The sequence below is a fragment of the Actinophytocola oryzae genome (genome assembly GCF_004364325.1).
Taxonomy (GTDB): domain Bacteria; phylum Actinomycetota; class Actinomycetes; order Mycobacteriales; family Pseudonocardiaceae; genus Actinophytocola; species Actinophytocola oryzae.
In genome coordinates this window covers 363,928-378,018 of sequence record NZ_SOCP01000007.1, presented here as the reverse complement: position 1 = coordinate 378,018, position 14,091 = coordinate 363,928, and the positions used below count along the sequence as shown (strand labels likewise).

12 protein-coding genes are annotated in these 14,091 nt (G+C 73.3%); 4 read left to right on the top strand and 8 right to left on the bottom strand.

What is annotated here, in order from left to right; genetic code table 11:
• Positions 1-9 precede the first annotated feature (9 nt).
• Positions 10-822 (bottom strand): SAM-dependent methyltransferase, encoded by an 813-nt coding sequence (locus CLV71_RS21460; protein ID WP_208297658.1) that lies wholly within the window; start codon positions 820-822, stop codon positions 10-12.
• Between the two features lie 75 nt (positions 823-897).
• Between CLV71_RS21460 and CLV71_RS21455 the strand changes: the two genes are divergently transcribed.
• Both CLV71_RS21455 and CLV71_RS21450 read left to right on the top strand, forming a co-directional pair.
• Complete coding sequence (locus CLV71_RS21455; RefSeq protein ID WP_133904589.1) at positions 898-1,422, top strand: SRPBCC family protein; 525 nt, start codon at positions 898-900, stop codon at positions 1,420-1,422.
• Between the two features lie 409 nt (positions 1,423-1,831).
• The gene (locus CLV71_RS21450; RefSeq protein WP_133904588.1) at positions 1,832-3,454 is read left to right on the top strand and encodes a GMC oxidoreductase; all 1,623 of its coding nucleotides are present in this window, start codon (positions 1,832-1,834) and stop codon (positions 3,452-3,454) included.
• Between the two features lie 77 nt (positions 3,455-3,531).
• On the opposite strand, the gene CLV71_RS21445 is transcribed toward CLV71_RS21450, so the two are convergent.
• Genes CLV71_RS21445 through CLV71_RS21415 form a run of 7 tightly spaced genes read right to left on the bottom strand, consistent with a single transcriptional unit; the run spans position 3,532 to position 11,475 of the window.
• Positions 3,532-4,599 carry an acyl-CoA dehydrogenase family protein gene (locus CLV71_RS21445; protein WP_133904587.1) on the bottom strand — a complete coding sequence of 356 codons (1,068 nt, stop codon included), beginning with the start codon at positions 4,597-4,599 and terminating at the stop codon, positions 3,532-3,534.
• On the bottom strand, positions 4,596-5,762 hold the full coding sequence (locus tag CLV71_RS21440) for an acyl-CoA dehydrogenase family protein (RefSeq protein ID WP_133904586.1): 1,167 nt from the start codon (positions 5,760-5,762) through the stop codon (positions 4,596-4,598). Before CLV71_RS21440 ends, CLV71_RS21445 begins: the two co-directional genes overlap by 4 nt.
• Positions 5,759-6,538 carry an enoyl-CoA hydratase/isomerase family protein gene (locus CLV71_RS21435; protein ID WP_133904585.1) on the bottom strand — a complete coding sequence of 260 codons (780 nt, stop codon included), beginning with the start codon at positions 6,536-6,538 and terminating at the stop codon, positions 5,759-5,761. Before CLV71_RS21435 ends, CLV71_RS21440 begins: the two co-directional genes overlap by 4 nt.
• Positions 6,535-7,470 (bottom strand): acyl-CoA dehydrogenase family protein, encoded by a 936-nt coding sequence (locus CLV71_RS49370; RefSeq protein WP_133904584.1) that lies wholly within the window; start codon positions 7,468-7,470, stop codon positions 6,535-6,537. Before CLV71_RS49370 ends, CLV71_RS21435 begins: the two co-directional genes overlap by 4 nt.
• Positions 7,467-8,615: an acyl-CoA dehydrogenase family protein gene (locus tag CLV71_RS21425; protein WP_166664191.1), complete on the bottom strand. Its 1,149-nt coding sequence runs from the start codon at positions 8,613-8,615 to the stop codon at positions 7,467-7,469. The genes CLV71_RS49370 and CLV71_RS21425 overlap by 4 nt, the downstream gene beginning before the upstream one ends.
• Positions 8,616-8,638: 23 nt before the next feature.
• Positions 8,639-10,300 carry a class I adenylate-forming enzyme family protein gene (locus CLV71_RS21420; protein ID WP_208297657.1) on the bottom strand — a complete coding sequence of 554 codons (1,662 nt, stop codon included), beginning with the start codon at positions 10,298-10,300 and terminating at the stop codon, positions 8,639-8,641.
• On the bottom strand, positions 10,294-11,475 hold the full coding sequence (locus CLV71_RS21415) for a MaoC family dehydratase (protein WP_133904583.1): 1,182 nt from the start codon (positions 11,473-11,475) through the stop codon (positions 10,294-10,296). The genes CLV71_RS21420 and CLV71_RS21415 overlap by 7 nt, the downstream gene beginning before the upstream one ends.
• Before the next feature lie 172 nt (positions 11,476-11,647).
• Here CLV71_RS21415 and CLV71_RS21410 point away from each other — a divergent pair, with 172 nt between their 5' ends.
• Positions 11,648-13,243, top strand: coding sequence for an SMP-30/gluconolactonase/LRE family protein (locus CLV71_RS21410; RefSeq protein WP_133904582.1), 1,596 nt, complete (start codon positions 11,648-11,650; stop codon positions 13,241-13,243).
• Between the two features lie 3 nt (positions 13,244-13,246).
• Positions 13,247-14,086 carry an SDR family NAD(P)-dependent oxidoreductase gene (locus tag CLV71_RS21405; RefSeq protein WP_133904581.1) on the top strand — a complete coding sequence of 280 codons (840 nt, stop codon included), beginning with the start codon at positions 13,247-13,249 and terminating at the stop codon, positions 14,084-14,086.
• The last annotated feature ends 5 nt before the right edge of the window (positions 14,087-14,091 follow it).

Here is a 14,091-nt window from a genome sequence, read left to right as displayed (position 1 = left end):
GCGGTCACGCTAGCGGGCCGCGGTGACGAGCCAGCTGTGTGCGCCGTCGGCGGCCGGGTCGTAGGCGGGGTGGACCGGACGGCCACGGCGGCGGCCGGTGTCGGCGAGTTCCTCGACCCGCGGTCGCCAGTCGTGCTGTCGTAGCCAGGTCTGCGGGTCGGTGGGGCCGCCCTGCCAGAGGTCGACGAGTCCGGGATCGGCGTCGAGCAGGGCCCGGCGCATCGCGTCGGACATCTGGATGTGGTCGAAGGCGATCATGCTGCCCACCTCGCACAGGGACCCGACGGTCTCGAGCAGGACGTCGGCGGCCCACGGGGTGAGGGCGTAGAGCAGCCCTTCGGCCAGCCACGCGGTGGGCCGGTCGACGCGGAAGCCCGCGTCGAGCAGCGGTGTCGACCAGTCCTCCCGCAGGTCGACACCGACCGCGTGCCGGACGCACCGCGGCTCGGCGCCGTCGAGCGCCTCGTCCTTGAAGGACAGCACGGCGGGCTGGTCGAGCTCGAACACCTCCACGCCTGCCGGCCACGGCAACCGGAACGCGCGGCTGTCCATACCGGCGGCGACCAGGACGACCTGCCGACAACCGGCGGCGAGCAGTGCGTCGTCGAGGTAGCGGGTGCGGAGTGCGACCTGGTCGGCCATGAGTTCGACGAACCTCGTGACGTCACCCGGCGCGCTCACCCCCGCGACGCCCGCCGCGTCGAGGAACCGTGCCGCGAACGGGTCGTCGACCAGCCGGTCCGGCCGCAGTGTCTCCTTCGCGCGCAACGCCGCCACGAACAGCGAGGTGCTGCCGATCGCGTCGAGCCGGGTGGTGCCCATGCCACCTCCGTGTTAGATTCGCTCGTGATAGTTTCATATGAAACTATATCACCTGAAACTAGCACGGAGCGGCCGATGCGGATCCGACCCCACCCGGAGGAGGTCGCCGCCGACCTGCCGGGCGACGATCTCGTCCCCGACGCCGAGGTCGTCATGGACCGCGGCTTCGACCTCCCCGCGCCACCGGCCGACGTGTGGCCGTGGTTCGCCCAGCTGGGCAGGAACCGCGCCGGCTGGTACCTCCCGCGTGCCGTCGAGTGCCTGATGCCACCCCGCACGCGAGCACTGCGCCACCTCGAGGAGTCGCTCCAGCACCTGAGCCCCGGCGACATCATCGACGACTGGGGCGGCCGCGACGCGACGTTCGAGATCGTCACCCATGACCCGCCCGGCACCCTCGTGCACCGCTCCACGCGCGGCGCGATGCACCTCAGCTGGGCCATCACCCTGCGCCCCACGGCCGACGGCACCAGAGTCCACCTGCGACTGCGCCTGGCCGGTGTACGTCGTCGCCGCCTGGCCGAGTACGGCGGCGGGTTCGTCGACCTCGTCACCGTCGCCGGTCTGGCGGTCGGCCTCCGCGAACGCCTGGCACAGTAGGGAAAACGACACGCGTCCGACGCCGGGGCGGCCCTCAGCGGCATGAGACGGACCGGCTCGGCGCGGCGGTGATGCGGATCGCTCAACGGCGTCGCGGCCCCCGCGGGACCGGGTGGTGCGCGGCTGGGAGCGCCTGCCCCTGGTGGTCGGCTGAAGCGAAGGCGAGGAGCACGACCGCGTCGCCGACGTCCACGGCGCTGCGTGCCGATCGCCGGGGTCGCGCAAAGCCTTGACACCACAGGGAGTTCGTAGTTTTCTGAATGTGGTAATTACATTCTCTCCTTGTTAGAGTTTGGTTCCACGCATCGCCCGGTGGCCGCCCACCCCCGCAGGCCGCCGGTGTTCCGTGCCGTCACGTCGACTCGTGCGTGGTCACCGCTCGTCTTCCCCCTGCGCCCCTGGAGGTCTCATGCCGGACAACGCTGCCCGGACCGTCCCCGACCGCTCCCCCACGCTCGACCGCCGCCGGCTGCTCGGTGCGGCTGCCGCCGCCGGGCTGGGCGCGGCGATCGGCCTGCGTGGAAGCCCCGCCCTGGCCACGACCGTGCCGGTGACCGAACAACGCGAACGCGCGGTCGTCGTCGGCTCCGGGTTCGGCGGCGGGGTGACCGCGTTGCGACTGGGGCTGGCCGGGGTGTCCACACTGGTGCTCGAGCGTGGCCTGCGCTGGCCGACCGGCCCGAACGCCACCACGTTCCCCCGCATCGACAACGTCGACCGCCGCTCGTCGTGGCTCACCGACCACAGCCTGCTGCCCGGCATGCCACCCACCACGTGGAAGCCGTTCACCGGCCTGATCGAGACCCTCGTCGAGAACGGCATGACCATCAACTGCGGCGCCGCCGTGGGCGGTGGATCCCTGATGTACCACGGGATGACGCTCAAACCCGGTGAGGCGGACTTCGCCCGGTCCATGCCGACGGCCGCCGCGGACTACGCCGTGCTCAACGCCGTCTACTACCCGCTCGTGGCCCGCATGCTGCGCATCTCGACCATCCCGGACGACATCCTCGCCGCACCCCAGTACCACTCGTCGCGGCTGTTCCTGGACACCGCGCCCCGGGCGGGACTCGACACGTTCCGGGTCCCGCTGCCGGTCGACTGGAACTTCGTGCGCGGCGAGCTGTCCGGGCGCTACCAGCCCACCTACACGACCAGCGACCTCGTGTTCGGCGTCAACAACGGCGGCAAGCACTCCATCGACGTCACCTACCTCGCCGCCGCCGAGGCGACGCTGCGGGTGCGGGTCGCGCCCCTGCACGTGGTGCGGGACATCGCCCTGGACGCGAACCGGCGCTGGGTGCTGCACGTCGACCGCGTCAACACCGACGGCGAGGTCCAGGAACGCAAGCGCGTCATCGCCGACGCGGTGTTCCTCAACGCGGGCACCGCGGGCACCACCCGGCTGCTCGTCAAGGCGAAGGCCAAGGGCCTGGTCCCCGGCCTGCCCGACGCGATCGGCACCGGGTGGGGCAACAACGGCGACCGGATCTACGCGTGGCTGGGCATGAACGAGGACCCGGGCAAGGTCCAGGGCGGCCCAGCCTGTGTCGGCGGCCGGGACCCGCGCGGTCCCGTCCCGACCACGATCATCCACGCGGGCTCACCTCAGCAGCCGCCCCAGGGCCCGTCGCTGGTGACCCTCGTCGGTTTCGGCATCGTGCCCGGCGCGGGCACGTGGGCCTACGACGCGAGCGCCGACGACGCCAGGCTGACCTGGCCCGCCGACGCGGACGCCACGACCCTCGCCGCGATCAGCGCACAGGTGGGGCGCTTCGCCACCGTCGGCGGCGGCACGATCATCGACACCAACGCGGCGGGCGCGTCCACGTGGCACGCGCTCGGCGGCGTCCCGATGGGCAGCGCGGTCGACCGGTACGGCCGGGTGCTCGGCCACTCCGGCCTGTACGTCCTCGACGGCGCGCGGATCCCGGGCTCGACCGGGGCGTGCAACCCGTCGATGACCATCGCGGCGCTGGCCGAGCACAGCATGGCCACGATCGTGCGCACCGACGTGGGCCGCGTCTTCTGACGGCGCCGCCGTAGCGCTCGGGGTCCGTCCACGCCGCGGTGCGGGCGGGCCCCGGGGAGGCGGTGGCGAGGCGGCCGTCAGCGGGTGGGGCGGTACCGCTCGGCAAGGCGGGCGCGGTGGGCGGCGGGCGAGCCGAACAGGGCCCGGTTCAGGGTCGCGCGCTTGAGGTGGACGTGGAGGCCGCATTCCCAGGTGTAGCCGATGCCGCCGTGCAGTTGCATCGCCTTGCCCGCCACGGCGACCGCGGTCTCGCACGTGTACGACTTCGCCATCGCCGCGGCGACCTCCGGGGCCTCGCCGGTCACCCCGGCGGCCACCGCCGCGGTCACCAGGCGGCGCGCCACCGAGACGCGGACCAGCATGTCGGCGCACGCGTGCTGCACCGCCTGGAAGGAGCCGACGGGGCGGCCGAACTGCTCCCGCACGCCGACGTAGCCGACCGTCGCGGCCAGCATCGCCTCGCTCATCCCCAGGCTGTCGCACGCGACGGCGGTCGCCGCCCTGGCGAACAGGCCGCGCACCGCCGTGTCCGGGTCGTCGGCGAACCGCCACCGCGCGTCCTCGCGGAGGCGCACACCGGTCGCGGTCACCGTCGCCAGGCGCCGGGTCGCGTCCAGCACCGGCTGCCGCTCCCGGACCAGACCCGGTGCCGAGGGCGGCACGTCCACGACCACGGGCACACCGTCGTGGTCCCGTGCCAGCACCAGCAACCGGTCGGCGTCCGCGGCGTCCGGGACGAACGTCGCGCTGCCGTGCAGCAGCATGCCGCGCTCGAGCCGGAACGGGGGCTCGTTCGGGGCCGCGGTGTTCGCGTCCGGCACCAGTGCCACCGCGGGCAGCAGGGCGCCGGACGCGGTGTCGCGGAGCAACGCGTCGCGGTCCGCGTTCGGGGTGAGCGCCGTCAGCGTGCCCACGCCCAGCACTCCCGCGCCCAGGTAGGCACTGGGAGCCGCCGTGCGGCCCAGCTCGTCCAGCACGACCGCGGTCTCCGCGAAGGTGGCGCCCGCGCCGCCGAGTGCCTCCGGCACCTCCAGGCCCAGCCATCCGGTCTCGGCCAACAGCTTCCGGTCCACCCGGGTCGGCTTCGCGAGCAGGTTCCTGGCCACCGCCCGGAGTTCGTCGTGGACCGCGGCGAAGCCGGTCATCGGGTCGGCCTCGGTTCGCGGGGCAGGCCGAGGCCGCGTTCGGCGATGATCGTGCGCTGGATCTCGCTGGTGCCGCCCGGGATCGTCCACTCCCACGAGCCCACGAAGTCCAGCATCCAGGCGCCGGACTCCCAGCTGCTGGACGCGGGCCTGGTCAGCTCGGTGTGTGCGGCGAGGCCGGCCACGGTGACGCCGAAGTCCGTCATCCGCTGCAACAGCTCGCTGTAGTACAGCTTCACGATCGAGGCGTCGGCCGGGCCGGGTTCCCCGGTCCCGACCAGGTCCCGGCACAGCGCGCGCAGTCCGGTGATCTCGGTGTCGAACGCGGCGAGCCCGTCGGCCACGAGCGGATCGTCGAGCGACCCGGTCCGCGCGCAGGTGTCCAGGAGGCGCCGGAAGCCCGCGTTGCCCAGCCGTTCGGCCAGCTCCAGCATGGTCATGCCGCGTTCGGCGGCCAGGGTCGCCTGCGCCACCTGCCATCCCGCATTCTCCCGGCCGACGAGGTCGGTCGCCGGGACGGCCACGTCGGTCAGGAAGATCTCGCTGAAGTGGGACTCGCCGGTGGCCTGGCGGACGGGCCGCACGTCGATGCCCGGGGTGCGCATGTCCAGCAGGAAGTAGGAGATGCCGTGCCGCTTCGGCGCGGTGGGATCGGTGCGGGCCAGCAGCAGGCACCGGTCGGCGTGCGCGGCGCCGCTCGCCCACAGCTTCTGCCCGGTGACGACGTAGGTGTCGCCGTCCCGCCGCGCGGTCGTGCGGAGCGCGGCGAGGTCGGAGCCGGCGTCGGGCTCGGAGAAGCCCTGGACCCACAACTCGCCGTCCAGGATGGCCGGGAGGTGGCGCCGGCGCTGTTCCTCGGTGCCCGCGGCGAGCAGTGTCGCGGCGGCGTGGTGGATCGCGACGAAGGCCAGCACCAGCCGGGGCGCGTCCGAGGCGGCGAGCTCCTGGTACAGCACGACCTGCTCGTCCACCGGCAGGCCGCCGCCCCACCGCGCGGGCCAGTGCGGGACGGCGAAGCCCGCGCCACGCAGCTCCTGGAACCAGTCCCGCTGGAACGCGGCGAACTCCGCGTCGCCGCCGGTCCGCGTCCGCCAGCCCGCAGGCACGTGCGTGCGGCACCACTCCCGCACCTCGGCGCGGAACTCGTCGGGACGCGTGCTCATCGGCCCGCTCTCCGTCGCAACGCCGTCAGCCGGTCACGGTGTTCCGCGGACCGCATGGTGACCGCCTCGGCGGCGAAACCCGCCTGCACCGCGCCCGCCAGCGCCTGGGACAGGTACATGTTCGCCACCCGCTTGGTGCCGCGCAGCGCCTCGGTGGGCTGGGCGGCCAGGCGCTCGGCGAGGGAACGGGCCTCGGGCAGCAGTGCCGCCGGTGCGGTGGTGCGGGAGGCCAGTCCCAGCTCGACGGCGGTGGCGGCCGGGATGCGGTCGCCGGTGAACAGGTACTCGCGGGACCGCAGGATCGGGGTGAGCAGCGGCCAGAACGCCGCGCCGCCGTCCCCCGCCACCAGACCGACCGAGACGTGCGGGTCGGCCAGGTGCGCGGTGTCGGCCATCAGCACGATGTCGCACAGCACGGCCAGACTGCAGCCGAGTCCCACCGCAGCGCCGTTGACCGCGGCGATCACCGGCAGCGGGAAGCGGAGCAGCTCCTCGATGATCTGCGCGCCCTCGCGCAGGCTCTCGTCCCTGGCCACCGGATCGTCCAGGAACGAGGTGATCCAGTCGAGGTCACCGCCCGCGCAGAACGTCCGCCCGGCGCCGGTCAGGACGACCACCCTGGCCGCCCGGTCCGCGGCCAGCTGCCGCCAGACCTCCGCCAGCGCGCGGTGCAGCGGCCGGTTGACCGCGTTCAGCTCCGCCGGGCGGTTGACGACCACCGTGCGGACCGGGCCCACGCACTCGACGGCCAGCTCGTCGGGCAGGTCGTAGTTCATCGTGCTCCCCGCGACGGGCCGAACAAACCGGTCATGCCGTGCCTGCCGAGTGCCCTCGTCAGCGCGTCCAGGGTGGCGGACCTGGCGAGCGGCAGCCGCCGCAGCGGCTGGCTCTGGCGGGAGAGCCAGGACAGGGTCGTCTCGTCGCAGAAGCCGATGGCGCCGTGCAGCTGGTGTGCGACCCGGAAGACGAGCTCGGCGGCCTCGACCGCCGCGAGCCGCAGCGTGAGCGCGTCCTCGACGGCCTCGGCCAGGCCGGACTGGACGCTCCACAGCGCGTACTTCGCGAGTGCCTCGACGCCGGCGCGTTCGACCTCGGCGTCGGTCAGCTGGAAGCGGACGCCCTGGAACTCGGCGAGCGGGCGGCCGAACTGGTGCCGGACCAGCACGTGCTCGCGGGTGAGCGCGAGCGCCCGGTCCAGCATGCCGAGCAGGGTCCAGCACGGCAGCACCAGGCCCAGCGCCACGTCCTGCGCGCCGTCGTCGTCGACCGGGCGCAGGTCGAGGTCGCCGACGAACGCGGACGCACGCGGCGGGGCGGCGGGTGTCCTGGGCACGGCGATGCTCCGGTGGCCGTCCAGGGTCACGGCCGCCCAGCGCAGGCCCAGTCCGGCGACGGTGCCGCGGGTGCCCACCACCAGCCCGTCGACGTCCAGGTCCGCAGGCCGGGACAGGCGTTCGGCGACCGGGTAGGCCAGGCCCCAGTAGCCGGCCGCCCGGCACAGGGTGGCCGCCGCCTCCAGCTCGTCGGCGTCGGTGCGTGGCGCGAGGTCCCACGCCCCGATCTCGGCGAGCAGCGGCGCGACGAGCCGCGACCGCACGTCCGGCTCCCGCTCGGCCCGCCGGGTCAGCTCGTCGCCGCCCGCCGCCTCGATCGCCCGGCGCGCCTCCTTGCCGTAGGCGAGCGCCTCGTCGCTCAGCTCGAGGTTCACGGCGCCGCCAGCAGCGACCGGGCCAGCAGGACCCGTTGCATCTCGACGCTTCCCGACGCGACCGTGGACGCCTGCGCGTAGCGCCAGTGGTCCGCGACCGCCGCACGGAACCGGCCGGCCCCGGTGCCGGCGTGCTCGGCCAGCTCCATCAGCACCTCGGCGCTGTCCTGGTCGAGCCTGGTCACCGCGATGCGGTAGGTCGCGGCGTCGCCAGGGTGCACCGTGCCCTGGCTCTGCGTCCGCACCACGCGGTAGGCGAGCAGGCGGGCCCGGCGGCAGTGCGCCAGCATCCGCGCCCACCGCCCGCGCAGCTCCGCGGGCAGGTCCTCCCACGCGGCGCCGAGCGCGTCCGGTGCCGCCTGCAGCAGGCGCTCGCAGCGGGCGTAGCGGGCGATGCCGACCCGTTCGAACGCCAGCACCTCCTGCACCACCCGCCAGCCCTCGTCCACGGTGCCGAGCACGTCGGCTGCGGTCACCACGAGGTCGTCGAAGAACACCTCGTTGAGGTGGTGCGGTCCCAGGAGGCTGTGGATGGGCCGGACCTCGATCGCCGGGTCGGACATCGGCACCAGGAAGATCGTCAGGCCCTGCTGGCGCTTGTCGCCCCTCGAGGTCCTGGCGAGCAGGAAGCACCACTGCGCCATCGTGGCGTAGGAGGTCCAGATCTTCTGGCCGGAGATCCGCCACCCCGTGCCGTCCCGGCGTGCGGTGGTGCGCAGGGACGCCAGGTCGGAGCCCGCGTCCGGCTCGCTGAAGCCCTGGCACCAGATCACCTCGCCGCGCGCGATGGGCGGCAGGTGTGTGCGCCGCTGTTCGTCGGTGCCGTGCCGCATGATCGTGGGGCCGACCCAGTTGACGCCCATGTACTGCGCGCCCCGGGGTTCGTGGTGTGCCCACATCTCCTCGCGGACCACCGTCTGCTCCCAGACCGACGCGTCGCGCCCGCCGAACTCGGCGGGCCACGCGAGGCACAGCAGGTCCCGCTCGGCGAGCAGCCCGCAGAACCGCTGGGCGGTCGCGAGGTCGGCCGGGTCGTCGGTGAACGCGCCGAGGAAGTCGTCTGGCACGTGGTCGCGCACCAGCCCCCGCAACTGTTCGCGGAGCGCCGTCGCGTCGGTGCCGAAGTCGAGGTCCACGACAGTCATGCTCTCATTCATTGCAAGGATTGTTAGTCTTGACATTCCTTGAGGCGCCGCGTGGCCAGCTCCCGAAGCTCCGCGGACTTGATCTTCGAGCTGCCGGTGAGCGCGACGTCGGCCGCGGTGAAGAACAGGACGTGCCGGGGCACCTTGTAGCTGGCGAGCCGCGCCCGCAGGTGGGTGCGGATCGCCTCGACGTCGGGGGCGGCGCTGTCGTGGGGGACGACGCAGGCGACGACGACCTCGCCGAGCGTCTCGTGCGGCACGCCGACGGTGTGCGCGACCCGCACCCCGGGATAGGCGGCAAGCGCCTCGTCCACCTCCAGCGGGGAGACGTTGGCGCCGCCAGTCTTGATGATGTCGGTGAGCCTGCCCTCCCAGAACAGCCTGCCCGCCTCGTCGACGTGGCCGCCGTCGCCGGTGCGGAAGAAGCCCTCCGCGTCCAGGGTCTCGTCCAGTGGCGTGCCGAGGTAGCCCAGCATCAGCGTGGGGCCCTTGACGCAGATCTCGCCGCGTTCGCCGCGCGGCACGACGGCGCCGGTCAGCGGGTCGACGATCCGCACGGTGTTGCCGGGGAGCGGCTCGCCGCTGCTGCCGCCGTGCGTCGCGGGTGGTGTGTCGGCCGGGAAGCAGGTGGAGATCGTGAAGGTCTCCGTGTTGCCGTAGGCGTGGCCGGGCTCGTGCCAGGTCGTGCTCACGGTCGGGTGGCGGGCGATGGGGGTGTCGGCGTCCACGAAGCGCAACGCGGACAGGTCCGTGTCGTGCCAGTTGGGCGCGCCCTCGAGCTGGGCCCACTGGTGGGGCCAGGCGAGCAGGAGGTTCACCCGCTCGGCAGCCATGAGGTCCAGTGCGGCCCGCGCGTCGAAGGTCCGCTGCAGCACCAGGGTGCCGCCGCTCGCGAGGGTCGTGCCGAGTGCCATGCCGAAGTTGCCGGACCAGAAGAAGCCGTTGGCGGTCCAGCAGCGGACGTGGTCGGCCGGACCGACCCCGTACATGCGCCGGAACCGCCACAGCTGCACGCAGACACCGCGGTGCGCGCTCAGGATGCCCTTGGGCCTGCTCGTGGAGCCGGAGGAGAAGAACAACACGGCGGTGTCGCTCGGCGCCACCGCCTCGGCGGTGGCCGCCACCAGCTCGCGTGGCTCGCCTGCGCCGCGGGCGAGGAAGTCCGCCCAGGTGTCGATCGCGCTGCCGGGCAGCGGGTCCCCGACCATGGCGAGGTGGCCCAGGAAGGGGAACAGCGGCGACCGAGGGGCGAGGTCGCCGAGCACGGTGGCGAAGTCGGTCGCCGCGACGGTCCGCTCGAACAGCAGGACGGACACGGCGGAGGCCTGGAGCAGGTGCGCCAGCTCCGGCGGTGTGGAGAACGTGCTGAGCGTGACGGCCACGCCCCCGGCGAGCGCCGTGCCCCACACCGAGGCGAGCCACTCGGGCCGGTTGGTCATCAGCACGCCCACCCGGCCGTCCTTGCCGATGCCGCACGCCCGCAGCGCCCGCGCCACCGCGACCGCCTGCTCCCACAGGTCGGTGTAGGTCCAGCGGACGGTCTCCTCCGGCGTGCGCAGGACGAGCGCCTCGCGGTCGGCGTAGGCGGTGCTCACCTCGCGCAGGAAACCCGGCAGCGTGAGCGCGCCGAGGCCCGGCTCGGTGTGCAGCGGCGGGCCGGACACGACCGAGTCGGGCGTCACCACGGCAGCTCGACCTCCGCGGTGCAGTCCACCAGCACCACGCCGTCCTGGTTGGACAGTCGCAGCCTCACCTGGACGAGCGGCACGCCCCACGACGACTCGGCCTGCTTGTCGACGACCTCCGCGTCGAAGTAGGTGACGTCGCCCTCGAAGGCGGGGCCCCGGAAGGTCGCCCTGGAGTGGCGCACCATGCCGTCGTGGCCCGCCCAGTAGGCGAGGTGGTCGGTGCACCAGGCACCCATCGTGGCACCGTAGCCGTAGGCGCGGCCCATGCCGACCTCGCCCGCCCTGGCCGCGTCGATGTGGCCGCGGGAGGGGCCGACGTAGAGCCCGTCGCGCTTGCGCGGGTCGATCGTGGCGCCCTCCTCGTCGAAGGCGAAGTCCTTCATCCACCCCGGGTCCTGGTTGACCCACGGGTCCTCGACGCCGGGCGGGGCGGTCCAGCCGAACGTGCCCCAGATGTTGAACAGGAACGCGCGGTACTCGGTCGTGAAGCTCGCGATGCTGTGCGGGCCGATCACCCGCCTCGGCAGCACGTCGCCGACCTTCACCTCGTCGAAGCGCGGCGAGACACCGGCCCGGTTGGACATCAGCCACTCGTGGCGCAGCCGCGCGACCCCGTCCAGCTCGGCCTCTGTCCAGCGCGGCGCGGCGGCCTGGTTGTCGTACAGGCCGCGCTTCTCCGCCTCGGCGGCGAGGTAGCGGATGGCGGTCGACCGCTCGCGGGCCACCAGCGCGCCGTGCTGGTTGGTGTGGACGGTGTCGCCCCGGGAGAACATGGTCGGCCCGGCGAACCTGGTCTCCACCACCTTGTAGTCGTGGAAACGCCGTTCCTGGAAGAGCTTGTCGCCGACGCGCACCGGGCAGCCGTAGAACCACCACTCCTCGCCGCCGAAGATCAGGTGGCTGTCGGGGATGTGGCCGACACAGGCCGGCTGCGCGCCGTGCCCGTAGTCCAGGGCGACCGCGATCGACTGCGGCGCGACGAGCCCGCCGTACCTGGACTCGTGTGCGAACGTCTCGTCCCAGTGCAGTGGGTTCGGGTAGTCCATGGCCATCACCCAGCGGCGGATGTCGGAGGCGGCACACGGGTCCCACAGCTGTCCCCCGCCGACCGGCCTGCCGACACGGTGGTCGACGTCGGACAGGTCGAGCCGGGCGGCCTTCTCGTCGGTCATCACACGCTCCCGGTCGGTTCGTCGGCGGTGAGGCGCCCTGAGAGCGCTCTTCACCGAACATGCTAGCCATACATTGCAATGATTGAGAACAAACGATACGTTCTGAGAGAGCGTCATTCTCACAATGGCGACCCCACCAGGACAACGACGAGGTTGCTGGGAGTCCGTCACGATGCTGTCGCACGACGCGCGCTACACCGGCGCGACACCGGCCCGTCTCACGCGGGGATGGACCCTCACCCGGCTCACGCCGCCGAGCAGGCTCTTCGGGGCGAACGGGCTGCGCACCGGCCCGGACGGCCGCGTCTACGTGGCGCAGGTGACCGGCAGCCAGATCAGCGCGCTCGACGTCGACACCGGCGAGCTGGCGACCGTGGCCGCCAAGGGCGGCGACATCGTCGCGCCCGACGACGTGGCCTTCGACGCCGAGGGCAACCTGTACGCCACCGAGGTGATGGACGGCCGGGTGAGCGTGCGCGGCACCGACGGCACGACCAGGGTGCTGCGCGACGACCTGCCCAGCGCGAACGGCATCACCGTCCACGACGGCAGGTTGTTCGTCGGCGAGTGCCGCGTCGGCGGGCGGATCGTGGAGCTGGGCCGCGACGGCGGCGAGCCCAGGGTGCTGGTCGAGGGCCTGGCGATGCCCAACGCCATGGAGGTCGGGCCGGACGGTCTCCTCTACTACCCCGTGATGGGGACCAACGACATCTGGCGCGTCGACCCGGACGGCGGCGAGCCGGAGCGGGTCGTCGGCGACCTCGGCGTGCCCGACGCCGTGAAGTTCGACGCGGCAGGCCGGATCGTGTCGACCCAGGTGCACACCGGCGAGGTGCTGCGCATCGACCCGCGCACCGGCGAGCGCACCGTCCTCGCCACCGTCTCCCCCGGCCTCGACAACCTGGCCTTCGTTGGCGACCGGCTGTTCGTCTCCTGCTTCACCGGCCAGATCACCGAGATCCTCGGTGGCGGCGAGACCAGGACGACGCTGCCGGGCGGGCTGAACTGGCCGCTGGACCTGACCGTGGGCGCCGACGGCACCCTCTACGTCGCCGACGGCACCTTCTTCTACCGGCTGCGCCCCGGCGCCGAGCCGGAGACCATGGCGATGCTCTTCACACCCGGCTACCCGGGCTTCGTCCGCGGCGTGACCGCCGTCGCCGACGGCGCGTTCCTCGTCACCACCTCGACCGGGCAGGTCACGCGGTGGTGGCCGGCACGCGGGGAGAGCGAGGTGCTGGCCGATGACCTCGACCAGCTCTACGGCGTCGCGGTCGCCCCGAACGGCGACGTCGTCGCCACCGAGCTTGGTCGCGGCCGGGTGCTCGCGATCCGCGACGGCCGCGTCGAGGAGCTGGCCGCGGGTCTCGCCGAGCCGGTCGGCGTCGCGTTCGGCGCGGACGGCACGTGCCTGGTCGCCGAGGCGGGCGCGGGCCGGGTCGTCGCGGTCACCCGCGCGGGCGTGGACACGGTCGTCGACGGTCTGGAGAAGCCGCAGGGGATCCTGGTACGGGACGGGCGGCTGTTCGTCGTCGACGCCGGCGCGAAGGCGCTGGTCGGCTTCGACCTCGACAGCAAGGCCCTGCACACGGTCGCCGCCGACCTGCCGGTGGGCGCGCCGCCCGGTGTCACCCCCAGGCCGCTGCGGGGACTGCCGCCGTTCTCCGGGCCGCAGGGCCCGTTCGCGGGCATCGCCGCCGGGGCGGACGGCACCCTCTACGTCTCCGCCGACGCCGACGGCAGCGTCCTCGCGCTGCGTGAGGGCTGAGCGATGGACCTACTCGGACTGGCGGGGCGGATCGTCGTCGTGTCCGGCGCGAGCGGCGGCGGCATCGGCACGGCGGTGACGCGCATGGTCGCCGCCGCGGGCGCGACGGTCATCGCCGTCGGCCGCTCGCCGGAGAAACTCGGCAAGCACGTCGAACCCCTTGCCGCGGAGGGTCTTCCGGTCGTCCCGGTCGCGGCCGACGCCGCCACCGACGAGGGCGTCGCTGCGGTCGTGGCGCAGGTCCGGCGAACCGACGGCGAGCTGTACGGGCTCGTCAACGTCGCGGGCGGCGCCGCCCCGTCGACGTGGATGCCCGCGACCCGGGTGAGCCGGGCGGACTGGCGGGCGTTGTTCACCCAGAACCTCGAGACGATGTTCTTCATGAGCCAGGCGGTCGCCGCGGAGCTGAGGTCCTCGGGGCGTCCCGGGTCGATCGTGTCGGTCTCCTCGATCAGCGGCATGAACACCGCGCCGCTGCACATCGCCTACGGCACGGCCAAGGCCGCGGTGGTGGCGGCGACCCGCACGATGGCCGTCGAGCTCGCGTGCGACGGCATCCGCGTCAACGCCGTCGCCCCCGGCGTCACCGAGACCCCCGCGTCGGGCACCTACGTCGACGACGACCCGGACCGCGACCGCCGCGCCATCGCCATGGGCCGCCGCGGCACCCCGCGGGAGCAGGCCGGGGCGGTCCTGTTCCTGCTGTCGGACCTGTCCACCTACGTCACGGGGCAGACGCTCCTGGTCGACGGCGGCCTCGATCTCAGGTGGACACACCTGGGTGCCGACAACACCTCCCTGTTCCTGAAGGACGAGTCGTTCCGCGCCGCCATCACGCGCTGATATGG

What these genes read in the sequence shown, in the direction of transcription:
- CLV71_RS21445 (WP_133904587.1), bottom strand. Translation starts at nt 4,599, where the DNA reads ATGACCGGCTTCGCCGCGGTCCACGACGAACTCCGGGCGGTGGCCAGG.
- CLV71_RS21440 (WP_133904586.1), bottom strand. Translation starts at nt 5,762, where the DNA reads ATGAGCACGCGTCCCGACGAGTTCCGCGCCGAGGTGCGGGAGTGGTGC.
- CLV71_RS21425 (WP_166664191.1), bottom strand. Translation starts at nt 8,615, where the DNA reads ATGACTGTCGTGGACCTCGACTTCGGCACCGACGCGACGGCGCTCCGC.
- CLV71_RS21455 (WP_133904589.1), top strand. Translation starts at nt 898, where the DNA reads ATGCGGATCCGACCCCACCCGGAGGAGGTCGCCGCCGACCTGCCGGGC.
- CLV71_RS21435 (WP_133904585.1), bottom strand. Translation starts at nt 6,538, where the DNA reads ATGAACTACGACCTGCCCGACGAGCTGGCCGTCGAGTGCGTGGGCCCG.
- CLV71_RS21460 (WP_208297658.1), bottom strand. Translation starts at nt 822, where the DNA reads ATGGGCACCACCCGGCTCGACGCGATCGGCAGCACCTCGCTGTTCGTG.
- CLV71_RS21450 (WP_133904588.1), top strand. Translation starts at nt 1,832, where the DNA reads ATGCCGGACAACGCTGCCCGGACCGTCCCCGACCGCTCCCCCACGCTC.
- CLV71_RS21405 (WP_133904581.1), top strand. Translation starts at nt 13,247, where the DNA reads ATGGACCTACTCGGACTGGCGGGGCGGATCGTCGTCGTGTCCGGCGCG.
- CLV71_RS21415 (WP_133904583.1), bottom strand. Translation starts at nt 11,475, where the DNA reads ATGACCGACGAGAAGGCCGCCCGGCTCGACCTGTCCGACGTCGACCAC.
- CLV71_RS21410 (WP_133904582.1), top strand. Translation starts at nt 11,648, where the DNA reads ATGCTGTCGCACGACGCGCGCTACACCGGCGCGACACCGGCCCGTCTC.